Source organism: Colwellia sp. Bg11-28 (assembly GCF_002836245.1).
Classification (GTDB): Bacteria; Pseudomonadota; Gammaproteobacteria; order Enterobacterales; family Alteromonadaceae; genus Colwellia; species Colwellia psychrerythraea_A.
The window spans coordinates 222,207-238,992 of record NZ_PJBA01000001.1 but is presented as its reverse complement, the minus strand read 5'-3'; the positions used below and the strand labels follow the sequence as shown (position 1 = coordinate 238,992).

Here is a 16,786-nt window from a genome sequence, read left to right as displayed (position 1 = left end):
CATGGGCTTGAAAAAGTTTATTGAAGATATTGAGCCGCACTTTGAAAAAGGCGGCAAACAAGAAAAGTGGTTTGCACTTTATGAAGCTGTAGCTACGGGGTTATTTACTCCAGGTATGGTTAATAAAGGTAAAACACACGTTCGTGACAGCATTGATTTAAAACGAATCATGATCACAGTATGGCTTGCGGTTTTCCCAGCCATGTTCTTTGGTATGTATAACATTGGTTTCCAAGCTGTCGATGCTTTGGCTGCTGGTTACGCTTTACCACAATCTTGGCAGGTTGATTTATTCAGCTTATTAGGTGGTTCATTAACTGCTGGCTCTGGCACATTCGATATGATGTTCTACGGTGCCATGTTCTTCCTACCTATATATGCCGTTACCTTTATTGTTGGTGGCTTCTGGGAAGTATTATTTGCGGCAGTACGTGGGCATGAAGTGAATGAAGGTTTCTTCGTTTCTTCTATCTTATTCGCACTTATTTTACCGGCTAGTATTCCTTTATGGCAAGTTGCCATCGGTATTACTTTTGGTATCGTTATCGCGAAAGAAATTTTTGGTGGTACAGGTAAAAACTTCTTAAACCCAGCATTAGCGGGTCGTGCGTTTTTATTCTTTGCTTATCCAAGCCAAATTTCAGGTGATGCTGTATGGGTTGCTGCTGATGGTTTCTCTGGCGCAACTATGCTTAGCTCTGCTAGCCAAGGTCTTGTTGATTACTCGGTAAATGCTGATTGGTGGAACGCTTTCTGGGGCTTTATTCCTGGTTCAGTAGGTGAAGTTTCTACTTTTGCTATTTTATTGGGTGGTGCTTACATCCTTTATAAAGGTATTGCTTCTTGGCGCATCGTTTTAGGTGTGTTTGGCGGTATGGTTATTACCTCATTATTATTCAATGCTATTGGCAGTGATACTAATGCTATGTTTGCTATGCCTTGGCATTGGCACTTAGTTATTGGTGGTTTTGCTTTTGGTATGATGTTTATGGCAACTGACCCTGTTTCTGCTTCGTTTACCAATACAGGTAAATACTGGTTTGGCGCTTTAGTTGGCGTGATGGTGGTATTGGTTCGTGTTGTTAACCCGGCATTCCCAGAAGGTATGATGTTAGCTATTTTATTCGCTAACTTGTTCGCACCATTGTTTGACTACTTTGTAGTACAAGGCAATATCAAACGGAGGCTTGCACGTAATGTCTAGTAATAAAGAAACATTTGGCAGAACCCTAGGTTTTGTTTTAGTTATCTGTTTAGTGTGTGCAGCCTTGGTATCTATTGCCGCGGTTGGACTAAAACCACTACAACAAGCTAACAAATTGCTTGATAAGCAAACTAAAATTCTTGAAGCATCAGGCTTATTAGCTGATGCAGGTAAAGATATTGTTGGTACTTATAACAAACGCGTTGAAGCTAAAATGATTGACCTAAAAACAGGTACAATTATTGAAGGTGATGTTAATACGTTTGATGAGCGTTCAGACTCTCGTGATTCAGCAAAAAGCACTAAGCCAGCTAATGATATAGCAGGTCTTAGCCGTCGAGCTGATCGCGCAGTTGTTTATTTGGTTAAATCTGAACAAGGTCAATTAGATACTATTGTATTACCTATTGTAGGTAGTGGTTTATGGGATCTTATGTATGGTTTTGTAGGTTTAGCACCAGATCTTAATACCGTTAAAAGCGTTGTTTACTCTGATCTTAAGGAAACTCCAGGATTAGGCGCAGAAGTGCTTAACCCTAAATGGAAAGCCTTATGGCCAGGTAAAAAAATGTATAACGAGCAAGGCACTATCGCGATTCAAATCGTTAAAGGTGGCGCTAAGAAAGGTGATGTACACGGTGTTGATGCATTATCTGGTGCTACATTGACCAGTAATGGTGTTGAACGTACCTTGCATTTTTGGTTGGGTGATGAAGGCTATGGTCCTTTTATTGCTAAATTCCGTAATGGAGGATTGAACTAATGTCTTCAGATACTAAAAAAGTCCTCTTCGGACCTGTTGTTGATAACAACCCAATTGCTTTACAAGTTTTAGGTGTTTGTTCTGCGCTTGCAGTAACAAGCTCAATGGCAAATGCGTTAGTTATGAGCGTTGCCGTAATGCTAGTAACAGCATTCTCAAACTTGTTTATTTCGATTATTCGTAATCAAATACCATCAAGTGTACGTATTATTGTGCAAATGGCGATTATTGCTTCACTAGTAATTGTTGTTGACCAAGTGCTAAAAGCTTTCTCTTACCAATTATCGAAAGAATTATCGGTTTATATTGGTTTGATTATTACTAACTGTATCGTTATGGGTCGTGCTGAAGCTTTTGCTATGAAAGAAAAGCCTGGCGTTAGCTTCTTAGATGGTCTTGGTAATGGTTTAGGTTATGGTGCAGTCTTAATGGTTGTTGCTTTCTTCCGTGAATTATTTGGTTTTGGTACCTTATTCGGTGCTGAAGTTCTACCTTTGATCCAAAATGGTGGCTGGTACCAAGGTAATGGTCTATTAGTCTTACCTTTTAGTTCATTCTTCATCATTGGTTTAATTATCTGGGCTGTCCGCCAGTGGAAACCAGAACAAGTTGAGAAGGATTAATCATGGAACATTATTTAAGCATATTTGTTAAAACCATATTTATTGAGAATATGGCGTTAAGCTTCTTCTTAGGTATGTGTACTTTCTTAGCGGTATCAAAGAAAGTTAGCACAGCGATTGGCTTAGGTGTTGCGGTTGTTGTAGTGCTTGGTTTAGCGGTTCCTGCTAACCAAATTATCTACCAAGCAATTTTAGCACCGGGTGCACTTGACAGCTTAATGGGGATTACTGATCCGAAAGAATCAATTGACCTTAGCTTTTTGTCATTTATTACCTTTATCGGGGTCATTGCTGCTTTAGTACAAATTTTAGAAATGCTTTTAGATAAGTATTTCCCTGCTTTGTATCAAGCGCTTGGCATCTTCTTACCTTTAATCACGGTTAACTGTGCCATTTTTGGTGCAGTATCATTTATGGTTGCGAAAAACCTTACTCTTGGCGAAAGTGTCGTTTACGGCGTTGGTTCAGGTATAGGTTGGATGTTAGCAATTGTTTTGATGGCTGGTTTGCGCGAAAAGATGAAATATTCCGATGTGCCAAATGGTTTGAAAGGTTTAGGTATTACATTTATTACTGCTGGATTGATGGCTTTTGGCTTTCTTTCTTTCGGTGGTATTTCGTTATAAATTTGGTCGGTGTAATGCAAATTTTGTGTGTTACACCCTTAGAGAAGTTTAAGGAATAGTCGATGGAAATTATTCTCGGCGTATCGATGTTTACCGCGATAATTACTGCCTTAGTCTTAGTGATTTTATTTGCTAAATCTAAGTTAGTATCAAGTGGTGAAGTAACGATCAGTATAAATGGCGACCCGGCAAAAGCTGTGAAAACGGCTGCAGGCGGAAAATTATTAGGTGCTCTAGCTGATCAAGGGATTTTTATTCCTTCAGCATGTGGCGGCGGCGGTACTTGTGGCCAATGTCGTGTTGAAGTGCATTCAGGTGGTGGTGATATTCTTCCTACGGAAGAAGGTCACATCAATAAACGTGAAGCCAAAACTGGCTGTCGTTTAGCGTGTCAAGTTGCTGTTAAACAAGACATGGAAATTGAAGTTGAAGATGAAATCTTCGGTGTTCAACAATGGGAATGTGAAGTTATCTCAAACGATAACAAAGCAACGTTCATTAAAGAGCTTAAGCTACAAATTCCAAATGGTGAATCAGTACCGTTTAAAGCGGGTGGTTACATTCAAATTGAAGCACCAGCACATCATGTTAAATACAGTGATTTTGATATTGATGAACAGTATCGTGGTGATTGGAAACATTTTGGTTTCTTCGATGTAGAGTCAAAAGTAGACACAGATACATTACGTGCTTACTCAATGGCTAACTACCCAGAAGAAGCAGGCATTATCATGCTTAACGTGCGTATTGCTACACCTCCTCCTGGGCGTCTACATTTACCAGCAGGTAAAATGTCATCGTTTATTTTCAGTCTTAAGGCTGGTGATAAAGTAACTATTTCTGGTCCATTTGGTGAGTTCTTCGCTAAAGAAACCGATAATGAAATGGTCTTTATCGGTGGTGGTGCTGGTATGGCGCCAATGCGTTCTCATATCTTTGACCAACTTAAGCGTTTAGAATCTAAACGTAAGATGAGTTTCTGGTATGGTGCCCGTTCTAAGCGCGAAATGTTCTATGAAGATGATTATAACGGCCTAGCGGCTGATAATGATAACTTCCAATGGCATGTTGCTTTATCTGATCCACAACCTGAAGATAACTGGGATGGCTTAACTGGTTTTATCCATAATGTTCTTTTTGAAGAATATTTGAAAGACCATGAAGCACCAGAAGATTGTGAATACTACATGTGTGGTCCACCAATGATGAATGCTGCTGTTATCGGTATGCTTAAAGATCTTGGTGTTGAAGATGAAAACATTATGTTGGATGACTTCGGTGGTTAATATTTTACTTTAAGCTTGCCTAGCAGCACTATTTCATCGTTGGATGTACTCACCTATAGTCATAGGCTCCGTGCATCCGCCTTGAATTAGCACTGCTATTCGACGCTTAAGCTTAAAATATACTATTGATGGACATTTAAAATAAAGACGACTTCGGTCGTCTTTTTATTTTAAGAAAAAGGTTGTTTATATCGCTATATTTTTGGAAAAGAATATAGCGATATATATAATAATTTGGAATAAATATGAATACACTTAAACTACTGTTGTTGACCACTTTGGTGTTAACGCTGTCTGCTTGCTTCCCGAGCAACCCTTCAAAAAATACTGAGATATTGCTGCAAGGGCATACCATGGGGACTACGTATAATATTAAAGTAGTCGCGACAAAAGAACAGTTGATAGAGCTTAAGTTACAACAGCAAATTGATGCAGCGCTGGAACAAGTTAATCAAGAAATGTCTACTTATATTCCTGATTCTGAGTTATCGAAATTTAACCAATCCACATCAACTGCAGCTATCGAAGTTTCACCAGGTTTTGCTCGTGTTCTTAAAGAATCTATTCGTCTTGGTCAATTAAGTGAAGGTAAGCTTGATGTTACTGTCGGACCCTTAGTTAACTTGTGGGGCTTTGGCCCAGAACAGCGTCCTGAAACTGTTCCTAGCGATGAGATATTAGCGGCGACTAAAAAGCGTATCGGTCTACAAAACATAGCGCTAGAGGGTAATCTTCTCTCTAAAAAAATACCAGACTTGTATATTGATTTATCTACTATCGCTAAAGGCTATGGCGTCGATGTTGTTGCCGAGCTAATTGAAAGTAATGGATTTACTCACTACTTAGTTGAAATTGGCGGAGAAATGCGATTAAGGGGCTTTAAACACACAGGTGAACTGTGGGCTATTGCAATAGAAAGACCTATTCTTGATCAAAGTGGTGAAGAGCGTGCAGTACATCAAGTCGTTATTCCCAAAGACAATGCGGTAGCTACCTCTGGTGATTACCGTAATTATTTTGAAGCGGATGGCAGACGTTTTTCACATATCATTGATCCAGAAACGGGCAAACCTATCGATCATAACTTAGTATCCGTAACCGTGATTCATCCTTCGTCTATGACGGCTGATGGCTTATCAACTACCTTGATGGTAATGGGCATGGAAAAGGGAATGGCTTTTGCTAGCGAAAATAACTTGGCAGCATTATTTATTTCTAAGACTGAAAATGGCTTTGACGAACGATTTACGGTAAAATTCAAACAGTATTTGAAATAACACCTGTTCGTGTAACACCATTTGTTGAACACATAGCGACGGCTTCTTATCTTAACAAAAGGGCCGTGGATGATATTTATTACAATGACTCTTGTCCTGAGCATTGGCTGTTTATAATTGAGAGCATAGCATTATGATGATTTTCCTTATTTCTTTTGGTTTTTTCCTTATTGTAGGTGCAGCCATGGCAGTAGGTTATATTTTCCAAAACAAAACACTAGCAGGTAGTTGTGGCGGTTTAGCGAGCGTTGGCATTGATAAAGAATGTAACTGCGACAACCCGTGTGAAAAGCGACAAGAGCGTGAGAAGAAAGCGGCACTTGAACACAACCTTCTAAATAGAATCGATGTAGAAAATTTATAGCAGCTGGCTAAGTTGCCAACGTGAGTGGTGACTTTTAACCCGTCTAATATTAGTAATAGAGGTAGGGCTTTACTGTTAAAACTCTACCAATAAAAAAGGATAATGAATTTACTTCATTATCCTTTTTTATTACATGTTATATCTTGTCATAAAGTTAGTTAATAAAGCGTTTTATTTTAATGACAATACCTTCGGCATCTAACTCTAATTCATGATGCATTTCTTCTTGAGTGCCATGTTTAACAAAATGGTCAGTAACACCAATATTTAGAATAGTAACTGGTTTACCTTGGGCAAGTAGATATTCATTTACGCCTGAGCCAGCACCGCCAGCTATAGCATTATCTTCAACCGTTACCAGGCAGTCATGTTTGGCATTTAACGTATCAATAAGTGTTTCATCAAGTGGTTTAACAAAGCGCATATCTACTAGCGTTGCATTAAGTTCTAAAGCCGCTTTTTTTGCTTCACCTAGCATAGAGCCAAAACTTAATATGGCTATGCTTTTGTTTGTTTGCTCTTGGCTTTCTATAACTGTGGTTGTAAGGATGGTCACACCTTTACCTAGTTCAATGGTTTCATCAACACTAGGGAGTATTTCGCCGGTACCATTGCCACGAGGGTAGCGAACAATGCTAGGGCCATCTAACTTGTAACCAGTGTTTAACATTAACTGACATTCTCGTTCATTAGACGGTGCCATGATAACGGTATTAGGGATACAACGTAAAAAGCTTAAGTCGAAAACGCCTTGATGGGTAGCCCCATCAGCGCCTACTATACCCGCACGGTCAACAGCAAACATGACAGGTAAGTTTTGTATGGCTACATCGTGAATGAATTGATCATAACCACGTTGTAAAAAACTAGAATAAATTGCTACTACCGGCTTTAGACCACCAATGGCAAGACCTGCAGCATAGGTTACTGAGTGCTGTTCAGCAATTGCCACATCATAGTATTGATCTGGAAAACGTTGGCTAAATTCAACCATACCAGAGCCTTCAGCCATGGCAGGAGTTACAGCGACTAACTTTTTATCAATTTCAGCGGTTTTACATAACCAATCGCCAAAAATTTTTGAATAAGTAGGCAAACTGGGTTTTGACTGGGGTAAGTTGGTCTCTTCAGGATTAAACTTTGGTACAGCATGATATTTTATCGGATCTTGCTCTGCTGCTTGATAACCTTTACCTTTGGTCGTAACAACATGCAAAAACTGCGGCCCTTTTAGGTTGCGCATGTTTTTAATTGTAGTGACTAAGCTTTCAACATCATGGCCATCAATAGGACCAATATAATTAAATCCTAACTCTTCAAAAAAAGTACTTGGCACGACCATGCCTTTTAAATGCTCCTCAGCACGACTAGCAAGTTCTTTTATTGGTGGAATATTGCCTAATAATTTTTTACTGCTTTCTCTAAAACCAGTAAAAATACTGCCGGATAGCAATTTGGCTAAATGGTTATTTAAGGCGCCAACATTCTTTGAAATCGACATGTCATTATCATTTAAGATGATTAACATATCTTTTTTGATATCACCTGCGTGATTTAATGCTTCAAAAGCCATACCAGCAGTCATAGCTCCATCGCCAATGACAGCAACTGTTTTACGGTTTTTTGCTTCTTTTTCGGCGGCTACAGCTAAACCTAAAGCGGCAGAAATTGAGGTGCTTGAATGACCAACACTTAAGGTATCGTATTCGCTTTCTTCACGCCAAGGGAAAGGATGTAAACCACCTTTTTGTCTTATAGTGTGTAGCTGATCACGTCTGCCAGTTAAAATTTTATGCGGATATGCTTGATGACCAACATCCCAAATCAAGTGATCAAACGGGGTATTGTATACGTAATGTAAGGCTACAGTAAGCTCAATTGTGCCCAAGCCTGATGCAAAGTGTCCACTACTTTTACTTACTGAATTAAGTAAAAAACTACGTAATTCATTACTAATACGTGTCAGTTGTTCCTGCGGCATATTGCGCAGATCCTCTGGAATATTAATCTGAGAAAGTAATGGGTAGTCAGCAAGGTTTGTAATCATAGTTTGTCTATTGGTAATTATTATTTTATTTAAAGTTTTGCTCAGTCTAAACGCCTAGTGGCTGCGTTTAACAATAAAAGTGGCAAAATCTGCTAAAGATTGGGTATTGTAAGGTAATCTGCTCAAAGCTTGAAGCGCTTGTTGTAATAAGTTTTCCGCTTTGTCTTGTGCACCTTGTAAACCGAGCAGTGCAGGATAAGTGCTTTTGTTCGCTGCTATATCAGATCCAACGGGTTTACCTAGTTCTTCTTCGGTTGATGTTAAGTCAATAATATCATCTTGCACTTGGTAGGCTAAGCCAATGAGTTGTGCGTACTCGCTCAATATTATTTTATATTCACGGGTGACTTGTCCACTGCACATTGCTGGCATTAATACTGATGCTTCCAATAAAGCGCCAGTTTTAAGCGAATGTAAAACTTCCAATTCACCTAGTGAAATGTTTTTACCCGTTGCCGCTAAATCAAGTGCTTGTCCGCCACACATCCCTTGATAACCAGAAGCTTTAACTAATTGTTGAATTAGTTTTACCTGGATAGGCATTCCAGCAGTACTTTGATTCATTGAAAACGTATGATTAGCTAAAATATCAAAAGCAAGTGTCTGCAAAGCATCGCCCGCTAGTATTGCTGTTGCTTCATCAAATGCTTTATGACAAGTCGGTTTACCGCGTCTTAAATCATCGTCATCCATCGCAGGTAAGTCATCATGCAAAAGTGAGTAAGCGTGAATACACTCTAAAGCACCGGCTACTGCGTCAATATCGTTCAAATCAGCTGAAACTGCTTCGCCGGTAATATAGGCTAAGTAAGGACGCATGCGTTTTCCACCAATAAGCAAACCATAACGCATGGCTTCAATAAGCTTAGGATCATTGATGGTAAGGCCTTCGAGCTTAGCGGCTAAAAAGTCATTAATGCGCTCTTGATAATGGGCGTAAGAAATTAATGTAGTCATTAACTTTCGCCTGCACTGCTATCAAAGTCAGTTAACTTAGCAGTACCATTTTTATCAAGCAGAATTTGTACTTTTTGCTCTGCAGCTTGCAATTTCACCTGACTTAATTGGCTCAGGTTCAGGCCTCGTTCAAAAAGTGCCATCGATTCTTCTAAGCTTAATTCACCTTGCTCTAAACTTTGCACTATTGTGTCAAGTTCATTTAATGATTCTTCAAAAGAGAGGTTTTCTAGTTTCTTCTTAGCCATGATTTTTGCTCTAAGCACATAATGATTAATTAATTCCGGCAAACTTACCTTAGCTTGCAACGTGGGTCAATTGACCTACTTGAATAATAGTTTTAAAAATATTTTATCATTAGTGTTAAGTTATTGACACTACGGGCGATAATAAACTTATATACGTATTTTATTATTAGTGAATTATTCGTTAGAGATTAGCGAATAGTTTGCACTTAATGTACTATTCTTTTATTTATACTCGTGACAATTCAAAATACATGTTTCAGTGGGAGAAAAAAACGATTTAGGCAAGGCATTGATTGTAGGGAATTGTTATTCCATTTTCAAAATCAATAACGTCGTATAAATCGTTTTTAGCCCCATCGTAGAAGCGCTTGAGTAATCTCATTTTATTGTTGCGTCAAGGAAATAGGGAATAATCCTAATTTAATTGACGCGCCTCAAACTGAAATTGCTCAAGCACTCTGAATCGAGCATTTTGAATGATTACGGGTATTAAGTACGGTCTAATACCATTCAGCGTAAAGAAGTGAGCCCTTTCTTATGCTGATGAGTGTTAAAGCGCGATTAGTTAGTTGTTTAGGAGAGTTTTGTGGATTTAGCTACGTTAATTGGTATTTTAGGTGCCATTGGTTTATTAGTCATGGCGATGGTGTTATCAGGCGACATTATGATGTTCGCTGATACCCAGTCGGTATTGATTGTTTTTTGTGGCTCAATTTTTATCGTATTATCTAATTACAACTTAGGGCAGTTCTTTGGTATAGGAAAAATCATTGGCAAAGCTTTTATGTTTAAACTTGAAAAGCCTGAAGAGTTAATTGAGAAAGCCGTTGATATGGCTGATGCAGCGCGTAAAGGTGGTTTTTTAGCGTTAGAAGAAGCAGAAATTACTAACCCTTTTATGCAAAAGGGCGTAGACATGCTCGTTGATGGCCATGATGCCGATGTAGTGAGAGCGACTTTACAAAAAGATATTAATTTAACCACAGAGCGGCATGAAACAGGTTCGGATATGATGATGGCCCTTGCTGATGTCGCACCTGCAATGGGTATGATTGGCACGCTTATCGGTCTTGTTGCCATGTTATCTAATATGGATGATCCAAAGTCGATTGGTCCCGCTATGGCGGTTGCCTTATTAACAACACTCTACGGTGCCTTTTTAGCCAATGTTATCGCTATTCCTATCGCTTCAAAGTTGAAACTGCGTATGGCGGAAGAAAAAATGAATCAAGAATTAGTGCTTGATGCTGTACTGGGTATTCAAGATGGTCAAAATCCACGCGTTATCGAAGGCTTATTAAAAAATTATTTAGCTGAAGGTAAAAGAAAAGTCGATACAACTGATGAATAGCATGAACAGACTTATGTTAAGTGGCTTTATAATAGGAGTGGCGCATGGCTGAACAACAATGTAAATGTCCGCCTCCTGGGCTGCCTGCGTGGATGGGGACTTTTGCCGATCTTATGTCCTTGTTGATGTGTTTTTTCGTTTTGCTTTTATCATTCTCAGAAATGGATGTTTTAAAGTTTAAACAAATTGCGGGCTCGATGAAGTTTGCCTTTGGTGTGCAAAATAAAATTGAAGTAAAAGATATTCCCAAAGGTACCAGTATTATTGCTCAAGAGTTTCGTCCAGGAAAACCTGAACCAACACCTATTGAGGTTATTCAGCAACAAACCATGGAAATGACTCAGCAGATGCTTGAGTTTCAAGCGGGTGATGAAACCTCTGCTGGTGGTCGACAAGAGCAGCGAGGTACTGAACGTGGTGGCCAATCTCAAAATACGGAAGATGCACTTTCACAGCAGGCATTAGATCAAGCTAAGCAAGATATGGAGGAAGCTGCTCAAGAACAAGTAAACGAATTAGTGAAGAAAATAGCTGAACAGTTAGAGCAGCAAATTCAAGATGGTGCGATAGAACTAGAGTCTTTGGGCCAACAAGTTATTATTCGCATAAGAGAGAATGGTTCTTTTCCTTCAGGATCTGCATTTTTACAACCTAAGTTTTGGCCTGTAATTCGTGAAATTGGTGAGTTATTAAATACTGTGCCAGGTGAAATCATGATCTCAGGACATACTGATAATCGCGGCGTTGATTCTGAATTGTTTAGCTCTAATTGGGATCTATCGAGTAAACGTGCTGTTGCAATAGCGCATCAGTTAATTAAGGTTCCTGACTTTGACGCCAGCCGATTAGTGGCCGCTGGACATGCAGATACTCGACCTTTAGTGCCTAATACTAATGCGTTAAATCGCCGCCGAAATCGCCGTGTTGAAATAGCTATCAATCAAGGTAAAGCCAAAGAAACTGAGCGAATTGGTATCACTAAAGAATAGAAAGTTAGCATCGAGGTTAAAGTTTAAAAGCACAGAGCCTGTAACACTTTCAGTTGTTAACGCTCGGCCTTGTAAATAGTTAAGTAACGCTACACGGACGTAGCTTATTAGACAATGCAGATTCGTATTGTCTTGAGTAACTGGATTACACTCTACTCACATTACTTTCTTTATATCCCTTTAAAGTAAGCACTAAAACGAAAACTCAACAGAACCTGAAAAATAGTGTATAATGCGCGCCATTATTTTTTTGTCTTTTTTAGGTCATAACCGATGAAATTTATCGTAAAGCTTCAAGCCGAGATTACCATCAAATCTCGCCCCGTCCGTAAACGTTTTACTAAAATATTAGAGTCTAGCGTTAAGAATGTTTTACGTCGTATTGACGAACAAGTCACTACACGTATGAACTGGGATAATATTGAAGTTAATACTAAAGACAATTCGCCTGAAAACCGTGAACGTTTAGTAGAAGCCCTTAAATGCATTCCTGGCATTCCTATGTTCTTAGAAGTACAGCAAAGTGAATTTGTTGATGTTCATGATATTTATGAAAAAACACTCGCTGTCCATGCTGAATCTATTGAAAATAAGACTTTTTGTGTACGTGCTAAACGGACAGGAAATCATGATTTCAATTCATTAAAAGTTGAACAGTACGTTGGTGGTGGTTTAAATCAACAGGTAGAAAGTGCGAAAGTAAAACTAAAAAATCCAGATGTTACTATTCATCTAGAGATTAAAAACAAAGATCTTTTTATTGTTACCCAGCGACATAAGGGCCTAGGCGGCTTTCCAATAGCGACGCAAGAAGACGTGTTATCACTAATGTCAGGTGGTTTTGACTCAGGTGTTTCAAGTTATCAAATGATCAAGAAAGGTGCACGTACTCACTATTGTTTCTTTAATCTTGGTGGTTCTGCTCACGAAGTGGGTGTTAAACAAATCAGTTATTATTTGTGGAACAAATTTGGTGCCTCACATAAAGTTAAATTCTTTGCGGTAGACTTCGAGCCTGTTGTTGCTGAGATTCTAGAGAATGTTGAAAATAGCCAGATGGGCGTGGTACTTAAACGCATGATGATTCGTGCAGCCACAAAAATAGCAGAGCGAGGTAAAATTCAAGCACTTGTTACGGGTGAAAGTTTAGGTCAGGTTTCAAGTCAAACCTTAACTAACTTAAACGTTATCAATCGTGTAACTGATACGCTGATTTTACGTCCATTAGCCGCTTACGATAAGCAAGATATTATTGATATAGCGCGCAAAATAGGAACAGAAGAATTTTCTAAAACCATCCCAGAATACTGTGGAGTTATTTCTAAAAAACCAACGGTAAAAGCTGTTTTATCTAAAGTTGAAGAAGAAGAAGGTAACTTTGATTTTGATGTTTTAGACAAGGTTGTTAGTGAAACGCGTGTTTATGATATTCGCGATATAGGCAAAGAAGCGGAAGAAGAAATTCATGCTGTAGATCTTGTTGAAAACATTCCTGAGAATGCTGTTGTTGTAGATATTCGTAGCCCTGAAGAAGAAGAAGATAAACCGTTAGAGCTAGGTGATGTTGAAGTTAAGCACATTCCTTTTTACAAATTATCTACACAGTTTGGTGACTTAGATATGACGAAAGAATACTTGTTATATTGTGATCACGGTGTGATGAGTAAACTTCAAGCCTTATATTTACTTGATAATGGTTTCAAAAATGTAAAAGTGTACCGTCCTTAACTTTTAGACTTAACCTCTAGAGCTAACGTTAAGGTTTAGCACCTGTTGCCACAGACGAGTATTCTCTGGCGTGGCAACATTATTTTTCTTACCTAAGCGGTGAATATAACCGTTAATATAATCAACCTCTGTAGATCTTCCCGTCAAAACATCACTTCTCATTGAAGAGCAGTTTTTCGCTGTTGCTAATGCTACTTTATGAACCATTGCCTTTAAGTCAGTAAATGCTAACGTTATATTTTCAGTTTGGCTCACTTCGCTTATTTCATTTAATAACGCATTGATCTGTGCAGAAAACTTCTCGTCATTTACCTCGCCATTTTCAATGTTATTAATGGCAGTGATAGGGTTTATCACACAATTTATTGCCAACTTTACCCACTGCTTTGTCACTATGTCTTGATGAAAGCTTACTTGGGGCAGGGCATGGTTCAATAGATTGGTGAGTTGAGTTTGTTGGGATACACTTAATTTTCCAGAAAGTAGTCCTATATCGGTTTGACCTAATCCTGTATGGGTAATCGCTAATGGTGCATTTCGTAAACAGCCATGAGTTGTTAACATCGCCAGTATAATTTGCTGACGGGGTAGTAGGCTCTCCACATCCGTAAAGGTACCCATGCCATTATGAGCAAGAATAATGATGCAATGAGGATTAATGTTCTTAGCTATTTTCTTTATTGCGGTGGCAATATTAAATGACTTTAGACATAAGATAATTACATCAGCTGACTCTACATCAACCGCTTGACTATAGGTTAGCGGATAAGTTTTTTCTTGAGCTTGCTGGTAGGTGATAAATTGATAAGTGGCTATCTCTAGCTCATGGTTACTCAGTGAATTTTGATTCGAGGCAAGTAAAGTAACCTTCTTGTTTTTATTGACGTTTGGGATGTCGCTATGTGAAATATTCTGTTGAGATAAGTGATGGTACCAAAGAAGTCCCATTGATCCTTGTCCAACGACAACAATATTATCTAGCTTATTAATCATGAGTTTATTATGTACCATTGTATTAAGTTCGTAGCAGTGAGTAACATTTGTAGTTACAACGTATTGACTCTAGTTCTATGGAAAAACTTGCGGTACAGCCATTTCGCTAACACGAATAAACTGATGCCTACAACATCAGCAATAAAGTCTCCGAATTGCCCCGTTCTATACCCCAAAAAGGATTGGCCAATTTCTGTCAAAGCGCCATAGAAAATAAGAAAAGGCACAGAAAGAGACAGTGACAATTTGATAATAGAGTGGCAAACCCAGGTTAAAATGAAAAAGCTAGTTAAGTGCCCTATAGTATCAATCTCTGGAATTTGAAATATGCGCTTTCGTAAAACATTGGGTAAAAATTCATGCGCGAAAAGCAGTAATAGAATTACGACAATGACCGTAATAAAAAAGTAATAATGCGGGCGAGCTTTCACAAGTAATCTGCAATTAACTAAGTAAGTTATTCAATATTAGCATGATTAACACAGTATTTCTTGTTGCACTTTTCTGTCCTGCATTGCTGTTAAGTTGCCGCATAACATATATTCTTGCTTCAATTGGTACTTTAGTTGCGTGCATTAAACGTGAAGGTATAATAGCGGTATTGAGTTAATCCAACCTACATAGAGAAAAATTATGCCATCAATGGATATCGTATCAGAGACTGATTTAGAAGAAGTAAGAAATGCTGTCGACAATGCTAATCGTGAAATTACTACCCGATTTGATTTTCGTGGTGTTGAAGCAAGTTTTGAATGGAAAAAACCTAATATTATCCTTAAAGCTGAAGGTGACTTTCAATTAAAGCAAATGTGCGACTTGTTAAGAAGCCAATTAGCTAAGCGTAATGTTGATGCTAAAGCAATGGCCGTTGGAGATGCAAGTGCTTCAGGTAGAAATTGGAGTCAGCAAGTAACGTTTAAAGAAGGTATAGAGCAAGATATGGCTAAGCAACTAGTGAAGCTTATCAAAGGCGAAAAGCTGAAAGTACAAGCTGCGATTCAAGGTGAACAAGTTCGTGTAACAGGTAAAAAGCGTGATGAATTACAAGCGGTAATGCAATTAGTGCGTACTGCTGAGCTAGAACAGTCGTTTCAGTTTACTAACTTTAAAGATTAAATTTTAGCCAACTAAATTGTGACAACCAATTCAAAACCATAACTTTAGTTATGGTTTTTTTATGTTGGTTAAAATTAAAAGCATAATTGATCTAAATACTTCTATTGAAGCGTATTGTAGGTTTTGAATAGCATTCTAGTCTTTGAATAGTATATTAACCTAAGGAAAGTAAATGAAATATCTGGCCCTTTGTTGGAGCCTAGCATTATTGAGTAGTGCTGTGTTTGCGGACGGAGATAGAGGAGACGTTAGAGAGCGTATTGAACCGAAAGGTTTTTTGTATGGCTTAGGTTTAGGTATCAACCAAGAGATATATTCTGGCTATGATTATCGAGTCATTCCTTTACCTATTATAGGTTACCGAGGTGATAATTTTCGGGTTTTAGGGCCCTTCGTTAGTTATGATGCATTGGAATTTTCTGATATTGAATTGACTGTGCAGATCGCCCCTCGATTTCAAGGCTTTGATGAGTCTGACAGTTTTATTTTTGAAAATATGCAAGAAAGAAAGTTTTCTATGGATGCTGGATTAGGACTTTCTTATCAGAAGAAGGACTGGAAAATAGGCCTTTCAAGCATGTTTGATGTACTTGGCAGATCTAATGGTTATGAAGCTAAAGCTAACATCTCGCGTGTGTTTCGCAAAGGTCCTTTGTTCTTTGAACCAAGTTTAAGTGTCAGCTATTTAGACAGCAATCATGTTGATTATTATTATGGTGTGAAGGCAAGCGAAACTAATGAATTTACATCTCAATATCTTGGTAAATCCGCACTAAATACTACTATTTCTTTATCCTTGGCCACGCCCATTTTTTTAGGTGGCTTTACCCGTATTGTAGTTGATTACACTTGGTATGATTCAGCAATAACCAATAGCCCATTGGTTGAAGATGAAGCTAATATGAGTGCTCGTTTTCTCTTTAGTAAGTTTTTTTAACTATATCACGGCATTTAGACTAGCTAAAATCTCGTGTTGTTTTCTTTGAAGTATTACTTACCTCAAACGACTTCTCGACATTTTTAATTCAATAGCTACTTTAGGCGATGATGGTAACTTATTGTCAATTGCCATTATTAGTCCGATTGCTATAACTCACCTGAAAATGATCACTTATTTAGTGCGATTAATGTAAGTATTCGTGGGATTAATAACTCACTTAAGTAGATGTACCAAGGGAATTAGCTCTAATATCTAGCAAGATTATTTATATTTA

At 38.3% G+C, this 16,786-nt stretch carries 17 protein-coding genes; 12 read left to right on the top strand and 5 right to left on the bottom strand.

Going from position 1 to position 16,786, the window contains the following annotated elements; translation table 11 throughout:
- Nucleotide 1: 1 nt before the first annotated feature.
- From CXF79_RS00975 to nqrM, 7 genes are all read left to right on the top strand, one after another.
- Nucleotides 2-1,204 (top strand): NADH:ubiquinone reductase (Na(+)-transporting) subunit B, encoded by a 1,203-nt coding sequence (locus tag CXF79_RS00975; RefSeq protein WP_011041919.1) that lies wholly within the window; start codon nucleotides 2-4, stop codon nucleotides 1,202-1,204.
- Nucleotides 1,197-1,967: a Na(+)-translocating NADH-quinone reductase subunit C gene (locus CXF79_RS00970; RefSeq protein ID WP_101153564.1), complete on the top strand. Its 771-nt coding sequence runs from the start codon at nucleotides 1,197-1,199 to the stop codon at nucleotides 1,965-1,967. The genes CXF79_RS00975 and CXF79_RS00970 overlap by 8 nt, the downstream gene beginning before the upstream one ends.
- Entirely contained in the window at nucleotides 1,967-2,590 is a 624-nt protein-coding gene (locus CXF79_RS00965; protein WP_101153563.1) for an NADH:ubiquinone reductase (Na(+)-transporting) subunit D, read from the top strand. The genes CXF79_RS00970 and CXF79_RS00965 overlap by 1 nt, the downstream gene beginning before the upstream one ends.
- A gap of 2 nt (nucleotides 2,591-2,592) precedes the next feature.
- Nucleotides 2,593-3,216 (top strand): NADH:ubiquinone reductase (Na(+)-transporting) subunit E, encoded by a 624-nt coding sequence (nqrE, locus tag CXF79_RS00960; protein ID WP_101153562.1) that lies wholly within the window; start codon nucleotides 2,593-2,595, stop codon nucleotides 3,214-3,216.
- 62 nt (nucleotides 3,217-3,278) lie between these two features.
- Nucleotides 3,279-4,502: an NADH:ubiquinone reductase (Na(+)-transporting) subunit F gene (gene nqrF / locus CXF79_RS00955; RefSeq protein ID WP_101153561.1), complete on the top strand. Its 1,224-nt coding sequence runs from the start codon at nucleotides 3,279-3,281 to the stop codon at nucleotides 4,500-4,502.
- A 245-nt stretch (nucleotides 4,503-4,747) separates the two neighbouring features.
- A complete protein-coding gene (locus CXF79_RS00950) occupies nucleotides 4,748-5,779 on the top strand; it encodes an FAD:protein FMN transferase (protein WP_101153560.1) in 1,032 nt (343 codons plus the stop codon).
- 133 nt (nucleotides 5,780-5,912) lie between these two features.
- Nucleotides 5,913-6,143 (top strand): (Na+)-NQR maturation NqrM, encoded by a 231-nt coding sequence (gene nqrM, locus CXF79_RS00945; protein WP_011041925.1) that lies wholly within the window; start codon nucleotides 5,913-5,915, stop codon nucleotides 6,141-6,143.
- Between the two features lie 154 nt (nucleotides 6,144-6,297).
- On the opposite strand, the gene dxs is transcribed toward nqrM, so the two are convergent.
- The 3 genes from dxs to CXF79_RS00930 are packed head-to-tail and all read right to left on the bottom strand — an operon-like array spanning nucleotide 6,298 to nucleotide 9,395.
- Entirely contained in the window at nucleotides 6,298-8,190 is a 1,893-nt protein-coding gene (gene dxs / locus CXF79_RS00940) for a 1-deoxy-D-xylulose-5-phosphate synthase (protein ID WP_101153559.1), read from the bottom strand.
- 54 nt (nucleotides 8,191-8,244) lie between these two features.
- Nucleotides 8,245-9,147, bottom strand: a complete 903-nt coding sequence (gene ispA / locus CXF79_RS00935; protein WP_011041927.1) for a (2E,6E)-farnesyl diphosphate synthase — start codon at nucleotides 9,145-9,147, stop codon at nucleotides 8,245-8,247.
- Complete coding sequence (locus CXF79_RS00930; protein WP_101153558.1) at nucleotides 9,147-9,395, bottom strand: exodeoxyribonuclease VII small subunit; 249 nt, start codon at nucleotides 9,393-9,395, stop codon at nucleotides 9,147-9,149. Before CXF79_RS00930 ends, ispA begins: the two co-directional genes overlap by 1 nt.
- A 586-nt stretch (nucleotides 9,396-9,981) precedes the next feature.
- Here CXF79_RS00930 and pomA point away from each other — a divergent pair.
- The 3 genes from pomA (at nucleotide 9,982) to thiI (ending at nucleotide 13,463) form a co-directional block, all read left to right on the top strand.
- Nucleotides 9,982-10,746 carry a flagellar motor protein PomA gene (pomA, locus tag CXF79_RS00925; RefSeq protein ID WP_011041930.1) on the top strand — a complete coding sequence of 255 codons (765 nt, stop codon included), beginning with the start codon at nucleotides 9,982-9,984 and terminating at the stop codon, nucleotides 10,744-10,746.
- A gap of 44 nt (nucleotides 10,747-10,790) precedes the next feature.
- A complete protein-coding gene (locus tag CXF79_RS00920) occupies nucleotides 10,791-11,735 on the top strand; it encodes a flagellar motor protein MotB (RefSeq protein ID WP_101153557.1) in 945 nt (314 codons plus the stop codon).
- Between the two features lie 273 nt (nucleotides 11,736-12,008).
- On the top strand, nucleotides 12,009-13,463 hold the full coding sequence (gene thiI / locus CXF79_RS00915; protein WP_011041932.1) for a tRNA uracil 4-sulfurtransferase ThiI: 1,455 nt from the start codon (nucleotides 12,009-12,011) through the stop codon (nucleotides 13,461-13,463).
- A 9-nt stretch (nucleotides 13,464-13,472) separates the two neighbouring features.
- Here thiI and CXF79_RS00910 read toward each other — a convergent pair whose 3' ends face one another.
- Both CXF79_RS00910 and CXF79_RS23315 read right to left on the bottom strand, forming a co-directional pair.
- The gene (locus CXF79_RS00910) at nucleotides 13,473-14,456 is read right to left on the bottom strand and encodes a ketopantoate reductase family protein (RefSeq protein WP_101153693.1); all 984 of its coding nucleotides are present in this window, start codon (nucleotides 14,454-14,456) and stop codon (nucleotides 13,473-13,475) included.
- 53 nt (nucleotides 14,457-14,509) lie between these two features.
- Nucleotides 14,510-14,887, bottom strand: a complete 378-nt coding sequence (locus CXF79_RS23315; protein ID WP_157825820.1) for a VanZ family protein — start codon at nucleotides 14,885-14,887, stop codon at nucleotides 14,510-14,512.
- A 202-nt stretch (nucleotides 14,888-15,089) separates the two neighbouring features.
- On the opposite strand from CXF79_RS23315, the gene CXF79_RS00905 reads away from it, so the two are divergent.
- Together CXF79_RS00905 and CXF79_RS00900 are read left to right on the top strand one after the other, a co-directional pair.
- A complete protein-coding gene (locus tag CXF79_RS00905) occupies nucleotides 15,090-15,572 on the top strand; it encodes a YajQ family cyclic di-GMP-binding protein (RefSeq protein ID WP_011041936.1) in 483 nt (160 codons plus the stop codon).
- A 172-nt stretch (nucleotides 15,573-15,744) separates the two neighbouring features.
- Nucleotides 15,745-16,509 carry a MipA/OmpV family protein gene (locus tag CXF79_RS00900; RefSeq protein WP_101153556.1) on the top strand — a complete coding sequence of 255 codons (765 nt, stop codon included), beginning with the start codon at nucleotides 15,745-15,747 and terminating at the stop codon, nucleotides 16,507-16,509.
- Nucleotides 16,510-16,786: the final 277 nt, after the last annotated feature.